This is a genomic window from Shewanella sp. GD04112 (genome assembly GCF_029835735.1).
Lineage (GTDB): Bacteria > Pseudomonadota > Gammaproteobacteria > Enterobacterales > Shewanellaceae > Shewanella.
In genome coordinates this window covers 959,659-977,020 of record NZ_JAOEAL010000001.1, presented here as the reverse complement: position 1 = coordinate 977,020, position 17,362 = coordinate 959,659, and the positions used below count along the sequence as shown (strand labels likewise).

At 49.7% G+C, this 17,362-nt stretch carries 12 protein-coding genes; 7 read left to right on the top strand and 5 right to left on the bottom strand.

Going from position 1 to position 17,362, the window contains the following annotated elements; translation table 11 throughout:
* Nucleotides 1-156 precede the first annotated feature (156 nt).
* Nucleotides 157-1,881, bottom strand: a complete 1,725-nt coding sequence (locus N7386_RS04320; protein ID WP_011715990.1) for a potassium/proton antiporter — start codon at nucleotides 1,879-1,881, stop codon at nucleotides 157-159.
* A 622-nt stretch (nucleotides 1,882-2,503) separates the two neighbouring features.
* Here N7386_RS04320 and N7386_RS04315 point away from each other — a divergent pair.
* The 3 genes from N7386_RS04315 to N7386_RS04305 all read left to right on the top strand — a co-directional run bounded on the left by N7386_RS04315 (nucleotide 2,504) and on the right by N7386_RS04305 (nucleotide 7,624).
* Nucleotides 2,504-4,789, top strand: coding sequence for a nitric-oxide reductase large subunit (locus tag N7386_RS04315; protein ID WP_279767160.1), 2,286 nt, complete (start codon nucleotides 2,504-2,506; stop codon nucleotides 4,787-4,789).
* A 192-nt stretch (nucleotides 4,790-4,981) separates the two neighbouring features.
* A complete protein-coding gene (norR, locus tag N7386_RS04310; RefSeq protein ID WP_279767159.1) occupies nucleotides 4,982-6,538 on the top strand; it encodes a nitric oxide reductase transcriptional regulator NorR in 1,557 nt (518 codons plus the stop codon).
* A gap of 171 nt (nucleotides 6,539-6,709) precedes the next feature.
* Nucleotides 6,710-7,624: a L,D-transpeptidase family protein gene (locus N7386_RS04305; protein ID WP_011625331.1), complete on the top strand. Its 915-nt coding sequence runs from the start codon at nucleotides 6,710-6,712 to the stop codon at nucleotides 7,622-7,624.
* Nucleotides 7,625-7,724: 100 nt separating this feature from the next.
* On the opposite strand, the gene N7386_RS04300 is transcribed toward N7386_RS04305, so the two are convergent.
* A complete protein-coding gene (locus tag N7386_RS04300) occupies nucleotides 7,725-8,552 on the bottom strand; it encodes a M14 family metallocarboxypeptidase (RefSeq protein WP_088210999.1) in 828 nt (275 codons plus the stop codon).
* 162 nt (nucleotides 8,553-8,714) lie between these two features.
* Between N7386_RS04300 and N7386_RS04295 the strand changes: the two genes are divergently transcribed.
* Complete coding sequence (locus N7386_RS04295; RefSeq protein WP_279767157.1) at nucleotides 8,715-10,130, top strand: pitrilysin family protein; 1,416 nt, start codon at nucleotides 8,715-8,717, stop codon at nucleotides 10,128-10,130.
* A complete protein-coding gene (locus N7386_RS04290; protein WP_279767156.1) occupies nucleotides 10,127-11,665 on the top strand; it encodes an insulinase family protein in 1,539 nt (512 codons plus the stop codon). Before N7386_RS04295 ends, N7386_RS04290 begins: the two co-directional genes overlap by 4 nt.
* Nucleotides 11,666-11,668: 3 nt before the next feature.
* Here the strand turns inward: N7386_RS04290 and N7386_RS04285 are convergent, their stop codons facing one another.
* On the bottom strand, nucleotides 11,669-12,511 hold the full coding sequence (locus N7386_RS04285; protein ID WP_279767155.1) for a polymer-forming cytoskeletal protein: 843 nt from the start codon (nucleotides 12,509-12,511) through the stop codon (nucleotides 11,669-11,671).
* A 229-nt stretch (nucleotides 12,512-12,740) separates the two neighbouring features.
* Between N7386_RS04285 and zapE the strand changes: the two genes are divergently transcribed.
* Nucleotides 12,741-13,943, top strand: a complete 1,203-nt coding sequence (zapE, locus tag N7386_RS04280; RefSeq protein ID WP_279767154.1) for a cell division protein ZapE — start codon at nucleotides 12,741-12,743, stop codon at nucleotides 13,941-13,943.
* A 279-nt stretch (nucleotides 13,944-14,222) separates the two neighbouring features.
* On the opposite strand, the gene N7386_RS04275 is transcribed toward zapE, so the two are convergent.
* Nucleotides 14,223-15,200: a LysR family transcriptional regulator gene (locus N7386_RS04275; protein ID WP_279767152.1), complete on the bottom strand. Its 978-nt coding sequence runs from the start codon at nucleotides 15,198-15,200 to the stop codon at nucleotides 14,223-14,225.
* Nucleotides 15,201-15,336: 136 nt separating this feature from the next.
* Between N7386_RS04275 and N7386_RS04270 the strand changes: the two genes are divergently transcribed.
* Nucleotides 15,337-16,296, top strand: a complete 960-nt coding sequence (locus tag N7386_RS04270) for a sodium-dependent bicarbonate transport family permease (RefSeq protein WP_279767151.1) — start codon at nucleotides 15,337-15,339, stop codon at nucleotides 16,294-16,296.
* 81 nt (nucleotides 16,297-16,377) lie between these two features.
* Here N7386_RS04270 and N7386_RS04265 read toward each other — a convergent pair whose 3' ends face one another.
* A complete protein-coding gene (locus N7386_RS04265) occupies nucleotides 16,378-17,349 on the bottom strand; it encodes a sensor domain-containing diguanylate cyclase (RefSeq protein WP_126512462.1) in 972 nt (323 codons plus the stop codon).
* Between the last annotated feature and the right edge of the window lie 13 nt (nucleotides 17,350-17,362).

Sequence of the window (17,362 nt, the reverse complement as noted above, 5' to 3'; positions counted from 1 at the left end):
TTTGAGATAAGTGCTTAAAAGCGGATAAAAAAATGCCAAGCAATTGCTTGGCATTTTTTATGTTAGATGTTTTGTTTAAAGCATTTTGAAGGCTTGAAACCCTACGCATCATATCTTTTTAAGCTCTACTTAGCAGGCACTTCAATACAGCTTCACTTAAGCCTCCGCCGGTAAGCGAATACCCACATTGGTCACTTTGCCTTCATTGAGTCCTGCAACTACCCAATGCAGTGACTGCCATAGGAACTGATCCCCAAGTACCGGATGCGAGCCTAATTCTGCCGCCACTAAATCTGCGACCGTCATGTCGCCGGTTGCTTCATCTAACTCCAGCCCATAAATCGGCGCCAGATCCAGCAGCTTAACTTCAGTATCGATAAAGAAGTCACCGAAGAAACGTGGCACTTCCTTGGTTTCGGGCGCCTGACTAAACAGGTTACTTAAGGCTTCTAGGCTCTTCTCTTGCCCAAGCACGCACAAAATATCCCCCGCTTCGAGGCAGGTACTGCCCGATGGGTGCAGCAGTGTATTATGGCGAAATACCGCCGCAATCCTTGTTCCATCTGGCATTGAGAGGCGTTTAAGCGGCTCGCCGATGCACCATTTGTTTTCACTCAGATGGTACACAAACACTTCCCACTCACTGCTCGGGTATATTTCGACCCCAGAGCGTGAAATAGGCAACGGCTTAGGCGGTAATTCGACCTTAGCTAAACGTGCCGCGGTGGTGAGTGACGCACCCTGCACAAGCAGCGACACTAACACCACGAAGAAAGCCAAGTTAAAGTACAGCTGAGCGCCCGGTAATCCCGCCATCATAGGGAATACCGCTAAAATAATCGGCACGGCGCCACGCAGTCCGACCCAAGAAATAAACCAACGGTCACGACTGCTAAAACTCTTAAAGGGCAGCAAGCTGAGCCATACGGCTAACGGTCTGGCAAACAGGATCATCCCAAAGGCTAACGCTAAGCCCGGTAACCAAATATCCAACAAGTCAGACGGTGTGAGCAGCAGCCCTAATACGAGGAACATACCGATTTGGCTGACCCAAGTCATGCCATCCAACACGTTTAAGATTGAATGGCGACCACGAGTTGGCTTATTACCGAGGAAGAGACCGACGAGATAAATCGACAGAATGCCGCTACCGCCGAGTTTGTTCGAGGCGGCATAAATCATCAGGCCGCCACTGAGCACTAAAATCGAATACAAGCCTTCGGCAAGCTTGCTTAAATTCACCAACTTCCACAGCAGCCAACCCCCGCCGAGGCCGAGGAAAATCCCCAAGCCAAACTGCTTGATAAAGCTTATAAGCATAAAGCTTACGGATAACTCGGCGTCCACATTAGCGAGGATGGCAATCAGGGTCACGGTTAAAAACACCGCCATTGGGTCGTTACTGCCCGATTCGATTTCCAGTGTCGCGCCTACACGTTCGTTAAGGCTACGTCCCTTTAATAGTGAGAATACCGCCGCCGCATCGGTGGAGCCGACAATTGCCCCCACAAGCAAGCCTTGCAACCAGTGTAGGTCAAATAACCATGCGGCCATCACGCCCGTGATACTGGTGGTAATAGCGACCCCAAAGGTCGCCAGCGATAATGCTGGCCACAGTGCCACCCTAAAGCTCGCGACCCGCGTGCGCATACCGCCATCGAGCAAGATAATGGCTAAGGCTAAGTTACTGACAAGATAAGCGGTTGAGTAGTCGTCAAACAGAATGCCGCCGGGACCATCCTCCCCAGCTAAAATCCCTACAGCGAGGAAAATTAATAAGATAGGGATACCCAAGCGCGAAGACACGGGACTTAACAAAACACTCACAGCGGCAAGCAAGGCACCGATCAGAAAAAAACTATTGATGGAATCTGCATCCACACATGCCTCCTTAAATACAAGAGTGTTTAGTTAAACGATAAAGAAATCACCTAGATTAAAAATGACTCAATTGAAAATTTTTGTGTTTCTATACTAGCATAAAAAATGCAAATTAATGGAGTTTTAAATATTAAATTTCAAACATCTACATCCAAATCTTCAGTGAAAGGCCATTTTGACTAACTTTTACATAAAAACCAGTACAACCACAAACGCCTACCGAACATGAACCCAAGCTCATAAACAAGATAAAATCTATATTTATCAATATATTTTAAAATTTCATTCCATATAAACTCACTGTATACCGCCAAAATCGCGAGGATAACCATATAAAAATATGCTGTATTCGCTAAAAGTCGGCTTAAGTCCAGTTAAACTCTGCAATAACTTGAAAGCATAGATAAAATCACCTTTTCCATTGTGTTATCGACATACAAGCCTCTAAAGATGTCATAAAGACAATCACTGTCATATCAACAATCAACATTCAGTATCAAAAAGACAATCAAGCATAGGGTAAAATTTATATTCTTCTTTATTTTCAACAACAAAAAGGTTTGGCACGTATTACGCAATAGCAGGTGAAACGTATCAAAATGACGTTGCATCAAGGAGACTTATGAGCAAACAAAAACTCACCGCTATCGCACTGTTAGTTGTGCTGATTGCTTCATTCACTGTCCTGCTGAGCATCGGCAGTGAAATTTATCGGGAAAAACCGCCGATCCCCACTGCATTTACCGATGTAAATGGTCAGGTTGTGTTTAGCGAAAATGATATCGAACAAGGTCAATTGGTCTGGCGCTCCATGGGCGGCCATCAACTGGGTTCGGTTTGGGGACATGGCTCTTATGTTGCCCCCGATTGGACCGCTGACTGGTTACACAGAGAAGCCGAAGCTTGGCTCGATATTCGCGCTGAGCAGCAATATCAAACGCCGTTTGCCCAATTAAACTCCCAACAAAAGGCTGGGCTTGAGCAGGCATTAAGGGAAGATTTACGCCATAACAGCGTCGAGCCACAGGCCGATGGCACTGTGCTGATCCGCTTGTCCGACACTCGTATCGAGGCGATAAATAAGGTCGAGCAGCATTATTTATCCCTGTTTGGCAGCGATCCAGAACTCAGCAACCTTCGTGAACAATACGCCATGAAAGAAGGCACTGTGCCCGATCTAGTGCGCCGCGAACAACTCAATGCATTTCTCTTTTGGGGAGCCTGGGCGGCAATCACCGAGCGCCCCGATGCCCCCTATACCTACACCAATAACTGGCCCTTCGATCCCCAACTAGGCAATACACCGACCTCGGATAATATCGTCTGGTCGATACTCAGTATTGTGACCTTAATTGCGGGGATTGGCGGATTGATCTGGCACCATGCGAGCGGCAAGCATGAAAGCCTGCCCAAGCCCTCGGAGCAAGATCCGCTGTTTTTCACTAAACCCACCGCCTCACAAAAAGCCGTCGGCAAATACTTCATCACGGCAATAGGACTGTTCTTACTGCAAATTTTACTCGGCGGGATCACAGCCCACTATGCGGTTGAAGGCCAAGAGTTTTACGGTTTACCGATTTCAGAAATACTGCCCTACTCAGTGACTCGTACCTGGCACACCCAATTAGCGGTATTTTGGATAGCCACGGTCTGGTTAGGTACTGGGCTGTATATTGCTCCCGCCTTATCGGGTTATGAGCCTAAATATCAGCGTCTCGGCGTTAACGTACTCTGGGTAGCCTTAGTCGTCGTGGTGCTTGGCTCCATGGCGGGCGAATGGATTGGGGTGCAGCAGTATTTTGACCTCGATATGAACTTCCTCTTTGGTCATCAAGGATATGAGTACATAGATCTTGGCCGAGTATGGCAAATCTTACTCCTCGTCGGATTATTGATTTGGCTTGCCTTAGTCACCGCAGCCATCAAACCCGCCCTTAAAGTGCAAGGCGAGATGCGCCCTGTGATTTGGGTACTCTATGCCTCTTGCGTGGCAATTGGTTTGTTCTATGGCGCAGGCCTCTTTATGGGTAAACACGCCAACTTAGCGATTGCAGAATATTGGCGTTGGTGGGTAGTGCACCTGTGGGTTGAGGGCTTCTTCGAGACCTTTGCCACCGCCGTTATCGCCTTGATGTTGGTACGTTTAGGGTTAATCCGCGGTCGCAGTGCCAACGGTGCGGTGTTATTTACAACGGTGATCTTCTTAACCGGAGGTTTGATTGGCACCCTACACCACCTCTACTTTACTGGCACCCCGACCTCAGTGATCGCCTGGGGCGCCATCTTCTCCGCCTTAGAAGTCGTTCCCCTCGCCATAATTGGTTTTGAAGCGATGGAAACCTACCGTCTGCGTAAAGCCAGTGGCTGGATGCAACGTTATCACTGGACGATAATGTTCTTTGTGGCGACCGCGTTTTGGAACTTAGTCGGAGCAGGTATGCTGGGCTTCTTAATCAATCCACCTATCTCGCTCTATTACATTCAAGGATTAAACACCACGGCCACCCATGGTCACGCCGCCTTTATGGGCGTGTACGGTATGCTGGGCATGGGCTTGATGCTCTTCTGTCTGCGGGGCCTCACCGGCAATATGCAGTGGAATGACAAAATACTCAAAGGCGCCTTCTGGAGCCTCAACATTGGCCTAGCAGCTATGGTGTTCATGTCGTTATTACCCGTGGGGATTACGCAGTTTTTTGCCGTCATCGACCATGGATACTGGTTCGCCCGCTCACCAGAAGTGATCCATAGTCCACTGGTTGAAAAGCTGGTTTGGATGCGTATGTTTGGAGATATAATCTTCAGTATCGGCGGTCTCTTAATGGGTGCCTTCTTAATCGATTTGATAAGAAAAGCCCTGAATAAACCGGCCAAAGTGCAACAGGAAGTTTTACAAACAAATCACTAATCACAACGATTAATCCTGTCTGACCAAGGTGCCGTTTAGGCACCTTGGTTGCTTAGTTTGATGGCCTGCGCCGTTTATCGTTTACCACGCTTTTATAGCCTTACCGCATTAACGGTTAGCAGTGTCTAAACAACCTGTGTCAATATAACAATCAATGCTATAAATCAGGGGAACCTCGCTGCAGGAGTTTTTATGGCCCTAAGTCAAACTGACCTTACCCGTATCGCACTGGATATCACCTCTGGTTTAGCCCACAGAGACCGCTTCTCACGCTTGCTCGATACGGTGAGAGCTAACCTGCACTGTGACGCGGCAGCGCTACTCACCTTCCATGGACACTATTTTACCCCGCTTGCCATCGACGGTTTGAACGAGGATGTGCTCGGCAGACGCTTTATCCTGAATGAACATCCAAGGCTTGAGGCCATTGCCCGGGCGGGGGATATAGTGCGCTTTCCAGCCGACAGTGAACTTGCCGATCCCTACGATGGCTTGATCCCCAATCAAACCGGGGCATTGAAGGTCCATGCCTGTATCGGACTGCCCTTATTTGCCGACGAACAGCTTATCGGTGCCGTGACTATCGATGCCTTTAATCCCCTGCAGTTCGACCAATTCAGCAATACTGAGCTTCGCAGCTTAAGTGCGATTGCCGCCGCATCCTTAAGCAACGCCCTGCTGGTTGAAAAGTTGGAGCGCATGGCACTCAATAGCCACTCGACCCATGTGCAGGAAAAGAGCCCGAACCTTAACCACGATGCCGAAATCATCGGTAACTCGCCCCAGATGCAAAGCTTGAATCGAGAGATAGAAGTTGTTGCCCATAGCGACCTTAACGTACTGATTTTAGGCGAGACTGGAACAGGCAAAGAGTTAGTTGCACAGGCAATACACCAAAAGTCCGCGAGACAGCACAAACCCTTGGTTTATCTCAATTGCGCGGCGCTTCCTGAATCGGTTGCCGAGAGTGAACTTTTTGGCCATATCAAAGGCGCGTTTACCGGCGCCATCAGCCATCGCAGTGGTAAGTTTGAAATGGCCGATAAGGGCACACTCTTTCTAGACGAGATTGGCGAGCTTCCGCTCACCCTTCAGGCTAAGTTGCTGCGGGTCTTACAATATGGCGACATTCAAAAAGTGGGGGATGATCGCAGTCTTAAAGTCGATGTGCGTATCATTGCCGCCACCAATAAGGATCTGAAGACAGAAGTGCTGGCTGGTCGCTTTAGGGCCGATCTTTACCATAGGTTGAGCGTGTTTCCCCTGCTGGTGCCGCCCCTGCGCGAGCGCGAGCAGGACATCACCTTGTTGAGCGGATTCTTTGCCGAGCGATATCGACAAAAACTCGGGATGAAACAACTTAACTTCAGCCCCAGTAGTTTAATCTTGCTCAATCAATATACCTGGCCGGGCAATGTGCGCGAGCTCGAGCACGCCATTCACAGGGCGACCGTGCTGGCGCGCGTCTCGGCACAGGATGGCTGCTGCACCATAGCGCCACAACATTTTGATTTACCGTTTAAACAAAGTCATTCAGAAACAAGCGCATCGACAAGTTTAAGCGTAAACGAAACACAGCATCGCCCGCAGGAATGCGCCAGTTTAGCCCAAGCGACCGACACCTTTCAGCGGGACTTCATCAAACAAGTGCTCAGTGTACATAACGGCAATTGGGCCGCTTCGGCCAGAGCCTTAGGACTCGACCCAGGCAATCTGCATCGCCTCGCAAAACGCTTAAGGCTAAAATAAGTGATAAATACGCCGTACGGATCATATTTCAGTTGAAATAATGGCCAAAATAAGGAAGGATGCGAGCTTCGCGCGCCAGTGCACTTTGCCCGACAATTTGCCGCCCTGTTTTGGGGAGAAAAAGCCGCGTAAAACAGGTTATTTTATTAACAGGAATCGTAGTATCCGCTTATGAGTATGCTTCGCACCACAGCTTTATTATTGACTCTGGTTTTTCCGAGTCTTTCCGCTTTAGCAACGGAATACCCTTTACCGTCTTCGAAGAGTCGGTTGGTTGGCGAAAACCTGTATTACACAGTGCCAGAGGGTAAACACACCCTCGAAGATATTGCCGCTAAATTCCAACTCGGTCTAAGCAACTTGCTGGAAGCAAACCCTGGCGTGGATCCTTTCCTACCAACACCAGGCAGCAAGCTATTAATTCCTCAACAGCTCATTCTGCCCAATGCGCCGCGTGAAGGCATAGTGATCAACGTTGCTGAAATGCGCCTGTATTACTATCCAAAAGGTAAGAACACCGTTGAAGTGCTGCCCATCGGTATTGGTCAGATTGGTAAAGATACCCCTGAAAACTGGGTCACCAGTGTTCAACGTAAACGCGCTAACCCAACTTGGACACCAACCCCACGTATTCGTAAAGAATATGCCGCAAGGGGCGAAATTCTGCCTGCTGTATGGCCAGCCGGTCCCGATAACCCAATGGGACTCTACGCGCTCTACATAGGTAACTTGTATGCCATCCATGGTACCAACGCCAGCTTCGGTATTGGTTTACGTGTCAGCCAAGGCTGCGTACGTTTACGCCACGATGACATTGAACACTTATTCAAAACGGTTCCAGTGGGTACCCGAGTACAATTTGTGAACCAACCGATTAAAGCGACCGAAGAGCCAGACGGTAAGCGCTACTTAGCCGTGCACCAACCACTGTCACGCACCATTGCCGAGTTTGAATCAGAAGAGCCCGTCTCTCTGACCCTACCGAAAGACATCGCCAAGTTTATTGCCAAGGCCGATACTGATTCAGCAGTGATTAAAAAGCTGCTCGATGAACGTACAGGCGTGCCAACGATTATTAATCAATAATCGGCAACCAGTAATAGATTGCAGCGGTTGATGCCGCTGCGCCCATAAAAATACCCGCCTAGGCGGGTATTTTTGTTTCAATCGAAATGAACTTATCGAATCAATCGCATAATGGTGCGCAAAGGGCCAAGAAATGAGTCATTGCCGCGCTATTTGCCAAGATACGTTGGTCGAAGTTTTGCAGTGCAGGGGTTTCGGTACAGGCACCGACACGTGCGCCGCTACGCACTAAACACGCCTCAAATGAGGTATCGAAGTGATTGAAAATGAGGCCATCTTTAACAGGGCAACCATCAATCTCACCGTCGGCGGCGATAGGGAAATAGCCCCCTAAGGTATCGCGTAAATCGAGACTAAAACGTCCCGGCACTTGGCTTGGCTCGAAGGAATACACATAAGCCTCACGGCTCAGTACGTCCTCATGGCAGGTTAAAATACCGTCACGGCTCGCCGCGATGAGTAACTGCGCATGATCTAACAGCAGCTTACCTTCCACCGAGGTGCTCTCGTTGGCCTTAGGTTTACCGTTTTCAAACACGAAGCCACGGTTAGGGTTTTCACCAAACTTGTTAAATCTGTGGCCACGCTTAAAGCCGGTTGGGTTCACCAGAGGCAGAATGCTCAAATTCACCCGTTCGAATAAATCGGCCGATGCCTCACTTAAAAAGTGCAGTAAGCCCCAAGGGCCAGCCGATTCTTCGCCGTGAAACCCTGCGCTGATCAATAACGAAGGTAAGCCAGATTTGGCGGCGGGAGATTGATACAGACTGACGCTGTACTTGCCGACTTCACCGAGTTTTTTCTCAACCATCCCCAAACGGGACATTTCCTGCTCAAGCTGTAGATAAAAATTATCGATATCTGTGCTTTCACAGTTAAAAATATCGCTTTTCCACTGAAAGGATTCGAACGGAGATCTGCTTACCATATCTTGTACTTATGCCAGAAAAAGAACTGTGCCATCATAGCAGTTCTTTTAAAAAACTGAATGCTATTCAACTGATTTAGATGAAATCAGAGGAGTGGGCTAAGCTGCTCACACAAGCACACAGATGAAAGCCTTCAGCGGGTAATTTAGATAGGATGCTAAATGAGACCATACCTTAGCGGTTATTTCGGCCTAGTTATCGCGTTGCTTAGCCCTTCGCTTAAGGCGCAGTGCCAGATAACGGGCGCCGAGCGCCTGTATCAACTCGAGTCGCAAATTGAGACTTACACTTTAGCCAATGGCCTCACTGTGCACCTCTTGCCGCAAGCGGATATGCATACTTTGACCATTGCCAGCCAATTTAATGTCGGCGCGCGCAATGAGGCCAAGGGCCAAACTGGCTATGCGCACTTATTCGAGCACATGCTCTTCAAGGGCAGCGAACAAGCGCCCGGCGACAGTTATGCCCAGCAGTTAAGTGCCCTTGGGGCGCGTTTTAATGCCAGCACCCACTTCGATTACACCAATTATTACGTCACTCTACCCAGCCAAGCCCTCGGCTTAGGGCTGTTCCTCGAGGCCGACCGTTTTATTCGCCCCGATTTGAACCAGACTACGGTAAAGAATCAGCAGGAAACCGTGCTCCAAGAAATGGCGCAAACCATAGATAACCAGCCCTATGTGCGCAGTGCGATGGAATTTCTGCTAGAACAGGTGAAGTATACACCCTACGGCCACGGTATTATTGGCAGCCGTGAGGATATTACCGAGGCGAGTCCCGAGCGTTTAATCGCCTTTCACCGCGCCCATTATCGCCCCGATGCGATGCAGTTATCCTTAGTCGGCAAGCTTCCATCCGACGTTAAGTCGCTTATAGCACAACACTTTAATGCTTGGCCCACGCCTGATCAGCCCATAACCGAATTCGATGAACTAAAAATCACGCCTAAGCCCGTACATGCAGAGCTTATTGATGAGCGTGGTCCTTGGCCCGGCTTACTGCTCGCCTGGCATACTGTGGGTAAAAATCATCCCGACGCCGCCGCTATTCGCCTGCTCGAAGGCTATTTATTCCAAAATACCCGCAGCGTTATAGCGCAAATCAGCCAGCACGATCCGGCGCAAATGTTGAGTTATTCACTGCCCTTTGAGCTGGAAAATCATGGCATAACCAATCTGATCTTAGTGCCTAGGGCCAAAACCTCCCTCGATGACTTAACGGAAAAGGTTTTAGGCGTGGTTGCCAAAGTGCATCAGACGCCATTGAGTGACGCTGAACTGTGCCAACTGAAACAAACTTGGCTGAACAATCAGTTAGCGCAGCTCGATAACACTCAATCGCTCGCCACTCTGCTATCCGCCACGGCGAAACAAGACCAAACGCATCCCTTAACGGCCCAATGGCAACGGATTAACTCAGTGACGACAGAAGATCTTCAACGGGTTGCCACGCGATACTTTAGCAACAATATGGTCAGGGTTGACCTCTTGCCGCCTTGGTATATCCGCGTAGGCAAGACTTTGCTGGAGTGGCTGCCATCGAGTGTGAGCGATAGCCTTGAGGACGCGGTACTATGATAAAAACGATTCTATTCAGTAGATTGGCAATAGCGCCAACTCTCCTTAAAGGCCTAAAAGCCATGAGTCTTGGCCTTATCGGTATCACGCTAATGGCCTGCCAACAGACCCAGCTTAACTTTACCGCCACCCAAGCGCCCAGTTTGGCAAGCTTCGATACACCAACTCAGCTACCGGAGGTGGGGCTGATCCGCCTACCCACAGAATCAGCGTTTATCGATGTGGTGCCCGATGGCCTAACACTCCCCTACCAGCTCCACACAGCACACAGCAGCCAAGGGCTGAGTAATAGGGTGAGCCTTGTCGCCATCAGCCCCAGCAAACCCTTCGAAAATCCGGATATTTTACAATTCGCCTTGCAGGAAAAAGCCCGTAGTCTGGCGCTCCGCCAACCCGATGCCTGCCTTGAAACCTTCGAGACTCGCGTTACCCTGCACAGTATCAATCTGAGCCTAGCCTGCCCCATGCCGGTTAATCATCTCTACCGCCTATTGATACAGTTTTGGCAAGCCGATGCGTTTAGCGAACATGCCATGGCAGCGGTCGATATCGACAATATCCGCCGCCAATTGAAACTCAATAAGCACTTGAATGCCTTTAGTGGTGCCGAAATTGATAAAGTCTGGCGCGATAAACTCCTCGGGGCGGCGCATCCCTATAATCAGAGCATCAATAATCAGGCAATGTACGACTCACTGACCTTAAGTGAGCTATCGCAATTGCAGCAGCGCACGTTTACCCAAGCAAAGTGGCACCTGTTTTTAGAAAGGACAGAGACCGAAGAAGCCGAGTTTGATTTAAAGCAAAGCCTCGCCCTGTGGCCGAGTAATACAAACTTAAGCTTGCCCACCGCATCAACTAAACCAAAGCCGCTTAATCGAGCGACGTCGTCAATAAAGCAGTCCCACACTATCTATCTGATTGATGCGCCGGGCAGCGTACAGACTCAGGTACGAATAGGTTATGCCCTCGACGATAAACACTTGTCTGCTCAGGATATACCGCTCGCATGCCGCAGTTTGGCCGCCATCTTGGGACGCAGCTTTTCGGGTCGGCTCTATTACGACTTACGTGAACAGCGCGGCTTAACCTATGGCATTTACGGCCAATGCGCTAATGCGCCGCTCGCCACCAGCATCAAGTTTTATGGCAGTACGGCGATAGAGCACACGGGCGCCTTTGTGGTGGGGATTTTAGATCATCTAAAGCTGCTAGCCTCTACACCCGCGAGCGATGGGGAAATTGCCGCCCTTAAAACTTACCTGATTGGTGAAGCACTGTTAACCCAAGACAATCCCAGCCAGCGCGAAACCCAATTTATTCATCAACTTGTGTTGGGATTAGATCCCCAGTCGAACCAAGCGATGAACGCTAAGCTGCAGGACCTCACGCCCGCTCAGTTGCAGCAGTTAACTCAGCAAGCCTTTAGCGGCGAACCTTTGGTGATTTTACGGGGGGATGTCGATAGGATAACGGCCGATCTCACCCACAAGCTGCCGGGCTGGCAGCTAGAGGTGGTCAAAGTAAACGATTAATTTTTAGAGTTTACCGCTAGGAACATCGCTCGCCGAGCCCTGTTGTAACATCTGGGCATGGCCTTGCTCCATTTGCGCTAAGTCTTCCATGGCAGCGCCAGATTCCATATCAGGATTCCCTTCGCTTGGATGTTCTGGATTACTGCCATCATGGCTATCCAATGCCATGGCTGAAGCCGTTTGTGTGTCGTTATCGCTTGCTACAGCGCTATCCTTGGCGAGCGAGTCATCTTTCACGGGGGATGGCAGCAGAGTTTCACTATTCAGGGCATCCCCCTGCGCAGTATTTGCTGTAATGGCCGCTGGTTGACTAAGGTGGCTTAGCCAAGTGGTTAACTTTACGGGTGTTATGACACTGACCAGCACAATAATGGCTGCGGCCGCGGCGCCATAGGGTAACCATTTGCGCGCCCCCGGCTGATTATCCCGAGCATACAAGGCGTTAGTCTGAGCGGTGTTGGTATTTTTAGCTGCGCCCTCTGGCGCTAAGGTTTGTAATAGCTCGGGTAAATGTTCCAACTCTTGGCCGATAATGCGCTGACCGATAAATTGCCCGCCCTCATAAATTTCTAATTGGTGGCTAAGCACTTCGCCCTCGACCGTGCCAGAGCTGACAATCACTAATTTATTGCAACGCACCTTGCCGCGAAAAACTCCGCAGACCCTCAGTTCATCACAGCAGAGTTCACCCGAGACTTCGCCACCAAGCTCGATTTTAATCTGTCCGGCGCAGCGGATATTTCCCGCTAATTTCCCCGCAACTAATGCCGTGCCCGCCAGTTGCATCTCGCCCTCAATGGAGGTTGAGGCACTGATAAAAGTGACACCATTACCTTTGCTACCCATAGGTTTAATTCCATATCATTATTTTTGTGAAAAAGATGTTAAGTGAAAATACCTGAAGAATAAAGCATTGGATTCCCTTGATATTTGACCTGAGTCGGTTTTAGGTAAGATTTTAGTCCGCTAATTAACTGTGTTAGGCTGGCAAGGTTTTTCAGCAGACTTAGGCTTAGCACCTCACAAAAAATAAGCCCTAGCTTGCTGCCGCAAAGGGATAATACTGGCTCAATTGATGACAAATTCCATGGTCTTAAACCCGCTCACAACGGCAACCGCCCCCCAATCACCTCTGGCCATTTATCAGGCCAAAATCGGCACCGAGCTGATTGAGGATCCCGCGCAGGCACAGGCGGTACTCTCCTTAGATAAGCTGTATCAGCAGATTATTGGTCGAACAGACGCTCAGCCAATCAAAGGCTTATATCTGTGGGGTGATGTTGGCCGGGGTAAAACCTTTCTTATGGATTTGTTCTTCGATACCCTGCCACAACAGGGAAAGCTTAGACTGCACTTTCATCGCTTTATGGCGCGGGTGCACCAAGCCTTAAAGGAACATGCGGGGCAGCGCGATCCCCTTAAGCTGATCGCAAAAAATCTAGCGCAGGAGTGCAAGGTACTCTGTTTCGATGAGTTTTTTGTATCAGACATAGGGGATGCCATGATCCTCGCCGGCTTGTTTGAAACCTTGTTTGCCCAAGGGGTGGTGCTAGTCGCCACATCAAACATTTCTATCGAGCGCTTATATGAAAATGGCCTCGCCAGACACAGATTTTTACCCTGCATTGCCCTGCTCCAAACCCATACCCAAATGCAGCATCTCAATGGCGAGCAAGACCACAGGTTGCACGCCTTGAATCACGAGCCGTCGGAAGAGGCCATTGCCGCCACCTCAAAGAATATTGGCCTGACTGGCACACTGGATTTCGAGGCCATTTTTACGGCGCTGACGCATGGCGCCCCCGTGCTTGAAGCCAATACACTGCGCGTTTGTCAGCGGGATATCCCCGTCGTGCGTACCACTGCTGAAGGCCAGCAGCCTTCGGTCGCCTGGTTTGATTTTCATGCCCTGTGCGATGGCCCGCGCTCGCAACTCGACTATATTGAAATTGCGAGCCGATTTAAGGTGTTAATGCTGAGTAATGTGCCCAGACTCGGGGGCGAAGTAAAAGGTTGGATCCGCGCCCGCGGCACTGAAGATGGCACAGGCGACAACCAAGCGGCCATCACGGGAGAGCGGCAACTGTCCTACGCCGCTAACGATGATCCAGCGCGGCGTTTTATCAGCCTTATCGATGAGTTATATGATCAAGGGGTGAGCTTATATTTAAGCTGCGACGTGCCACTGAGCGAACTCTACCAAGGCGGCGCCCTCAGTTTTGAGTTTCGCCGCACCTATAGTCGACTCATTGAGATGAGCCAGCAAAGAGTAGAATGAGGCGTCTCCACATGATCACGATTAACATCATAAAAAAGCGAATATTTACCACAGTACTCCTCTAGACCGTGATAATGATAAAAATGACCTCCAAGGTGCACTTAAGGTCGTGAGGCCACTCATGAGTAAATCTAAGATCTACCGCAGAGTAGCAACTATGCCTATATCCATATCGATAAATTGCGGTAAAACGACAGGGAAACGGCGCCACTTTGGATGTAAGAGATGGATGTAAGAGACATTCTCCTGTAAAAACACATTAGCATTTAAGCAGTATTGTTACCCACTAAATCGCTGGCTTAACTGCTGAATATCCGCAGCAACCCACTCAGGTTCAATACAGTCGGCAAGTTGACTCGCCATAAACGACACCAACTGCATGGCAGCATAGGGTAAGCGTCTATCCTTGCGTCCCACCAGATACCAGTTACTCTCCAGTGGAAATCCGTTCACCGACAAGATTGCGGGTTTTTCACGCCCCTCTTGCAGAGTGTGCGCCGAAATCACCGATAAACCTAAGCCCGACGCCACGCTCAACCGAATCGCCTCGTTGCTCTCAATTTGCATGGTGTCGCTCAAGGCAATCCCTTGGGCGCTACACCAAGACTCAAACATCAGCCGTGTAGCTGAGCCCGGCTCGCGCATGATAAAGCGCTCTTGTTTCAACTCGCTAAAGTTGAGATGTTGGCACTTAACCGCCCAGTGGTCCTTAGGGGCTATCAGTTGCAGCGGATTTTTAATGATCCGCGCCGATAACACATGCTCACCACTTGGGGGATGACTAAAGAGATATAAATCATCTTCTTGGCGCTCGAATCGCCCTAAAATATGCGCACGGTTGCCAATATTTAAGGTGACTTTGACCTGCGGAAATTGGCGATAGAAGGCCCCTAGAATCCGAGGCATCACGTATTTTGCCGTGGTGACTAGACCGATATTGATATGGCCCACACTGCCGCCCCTCGCCTGCTGGATAAAGGCATCGAAGTCTTCGAAACGACTCAAGGTATCGCAGGCAACCCGATAGAGCTCTTGCCCGACTAAGGTCGGCTGCATTCGCCCCTCAGCGCTTACTAACAAAGGCTCACCCAAAATATCCGCCAATTTCTTAAGCTGAAGAGAGACCGTCGGCTGAGTGAGATGCAAGGCGCGCGCGGCGGCCGAGATATTGCCAAGCCTGACGACCTGCACATACACCTCGAGCAAACGAAAGCTTAAGTGCCGAAGTTTAAGTTGGCCTTGGGATGATTTATCCATAGATTTTTATCTATACCTAATCTGCAAACAATTTATTTTTCAATATAGCGAATTGGGTTCAGAATCTCCAGCCATCGATGCCCGTGAAACTTTCTCGGCGCATTATTCTGTTGATGTCTTTATTAATGAGATACTTATGCCAGATATTGTCATTGCGTTTTTCGCCTTAGGTTTACTCGCCGGTTTGGTTAAATCCGATCTTAAGGTCCCCCCCGCCATCTACGAAACCCTCTCGATTTTGTTAATGCTGACCTTAGGGCTTAAGGGCGGTATGGCGCTACACGGCCATACCCAAAACCTAGTGATCACCGAATTGGTTGCCGTTGTCGCCTTAGGCTTACTGATCCCCTTAGTGCTTTACCCTGTACTGACGCGCTTAGTGCAACTCGGTCGAACCGATGCCATTAGTATCGCCGCCCATTATGGATCGGTGAGCGCGGGCACCTTTGCAGTGGTTCTCGCCATGGTGGAAAAATCAGGGATGACATTAAGACCCGAAACTACCCTATACCTAGTGCTACTCGAACTGCCCGCGATTGTGGTCATGCTCTGGCTGCACAGATACTTAAGCTCAAAACAGGCGGGGCAAGATGCTGCGCCAACGGCCCACAAATCCAGTGTGTTGCACGAGGCGCTAACCAGCCGTGGTGTCGTGCTACTGGTAGGTGGTGTCGTGATAGGTTGGCTCTATGGGCCGACGGGACTAGCTCCTCTCACACCTGTGCTGCTCGGCGGCTTTAAAACCCTACTGGCACTGTTTTTACTGGAGATGGGCTTAGTCACGGCGAAAGTCTGTTTACCGCTGCCACTGCAACAATGGCGCCTGTTAGTATTTGCCGCCGTAACGCCGTTTATCTTGGCATGGTGTGGTATCGGAGTCGGTTTATGGTTGGAATTGCCCGAAGGCAGTATCTTAATTCTTGCCGCCTTAAGTGCCAGCGCCTCCTATATTGCAGCGCCTGCCGCTATCCGCGCCGCGATTCCCGAGGCTAATATCGGTTTGGCGATGCTGGCATCGCTGGGGATTACCTTCCCGGTAAACGTGCTAATCGGTTTGCCCCTGTATCAGCACTGGGTGCTACAAATTACCGCTTAAACTTCGCCCATAAAAAAGGGAGACGACAGTCTCCCTTTTTAGCTTTTCAATCTGCTGTTCACTGACCCAACGCCCAATCCACTAGGGCTTATCTAAGTGGTGCAAGGCTTTGTTTTCATACATAGCCCGGTCGGCGGTATCGAGTAAATCCTCAAGGTTCATATCGGATTCTGGCGACCAATGGGCAACACCGATACTGGTTTCTAACGGGCGTTGCTGCGGACGTTGCTGATTATATTGCTCAAGCAATAACTTAAAACGCTCGATGGCATAACCGACGGTATCAGGCTGCACAAAACTGAGCAGCACCACAAACTCATCCCCGCCCAATCTGGCTATCACATCAGACTCTCTAAACGCTGCCATTAAAATATGGGCAAAATCATAGAGCACTTGGTCGCCCTTACGATGACCAAAGCTGTCGTTCACTTCTTTAAAAAAGTCGAGATCAAAAAACACTAACGCCGCTTTTGCGTTAGTACGTCGACAACTGGCAAGAGATTGATAGGCCAGCAGTTCGAACCCACGCCGATTAGAGATCATGGTGAGCGGATCTAAGGTATTTTGCGCGATAAACAGCAGCTCGGCCTCAACCATTTGCCCCAGATCCGTTAAGGTTTCAATGTCATCGTCGCTAAACTCCCGCGGCTCATTGCCGATTAAACACAGCGTCCCGACCCGATATTCCCCTTGAATGGTAAGAGGATAACCCGCATAAAACCGGATATGCGGAGGCTCGGTAACTAAGGGGTTATCGAAAAAACGGGGATCCTTGAGGGCATCGTTAACGATAAACACGCCATCATGGTTAATAGCATGGGCGCAAAAGGAAATATCCCTTGGAGTTTCAGTCACCTCTAACCCTTGGCGAGACTTAAACCACTGACGATTCGCGTCGACTAGGGTCACCACGCAAATCGGCAGGGCAAAGATCCGCCGCGTTAGCCGAGTGATCCTGTCGAATCTCTCCTCGGCATCGGTATCGAGTACATTCAGCGCCCTTAGGGTGGCTAAACGTTGTAACTCATTCTCAGGAATGGGAGGTAGTTGCATAGTACACTCCGCT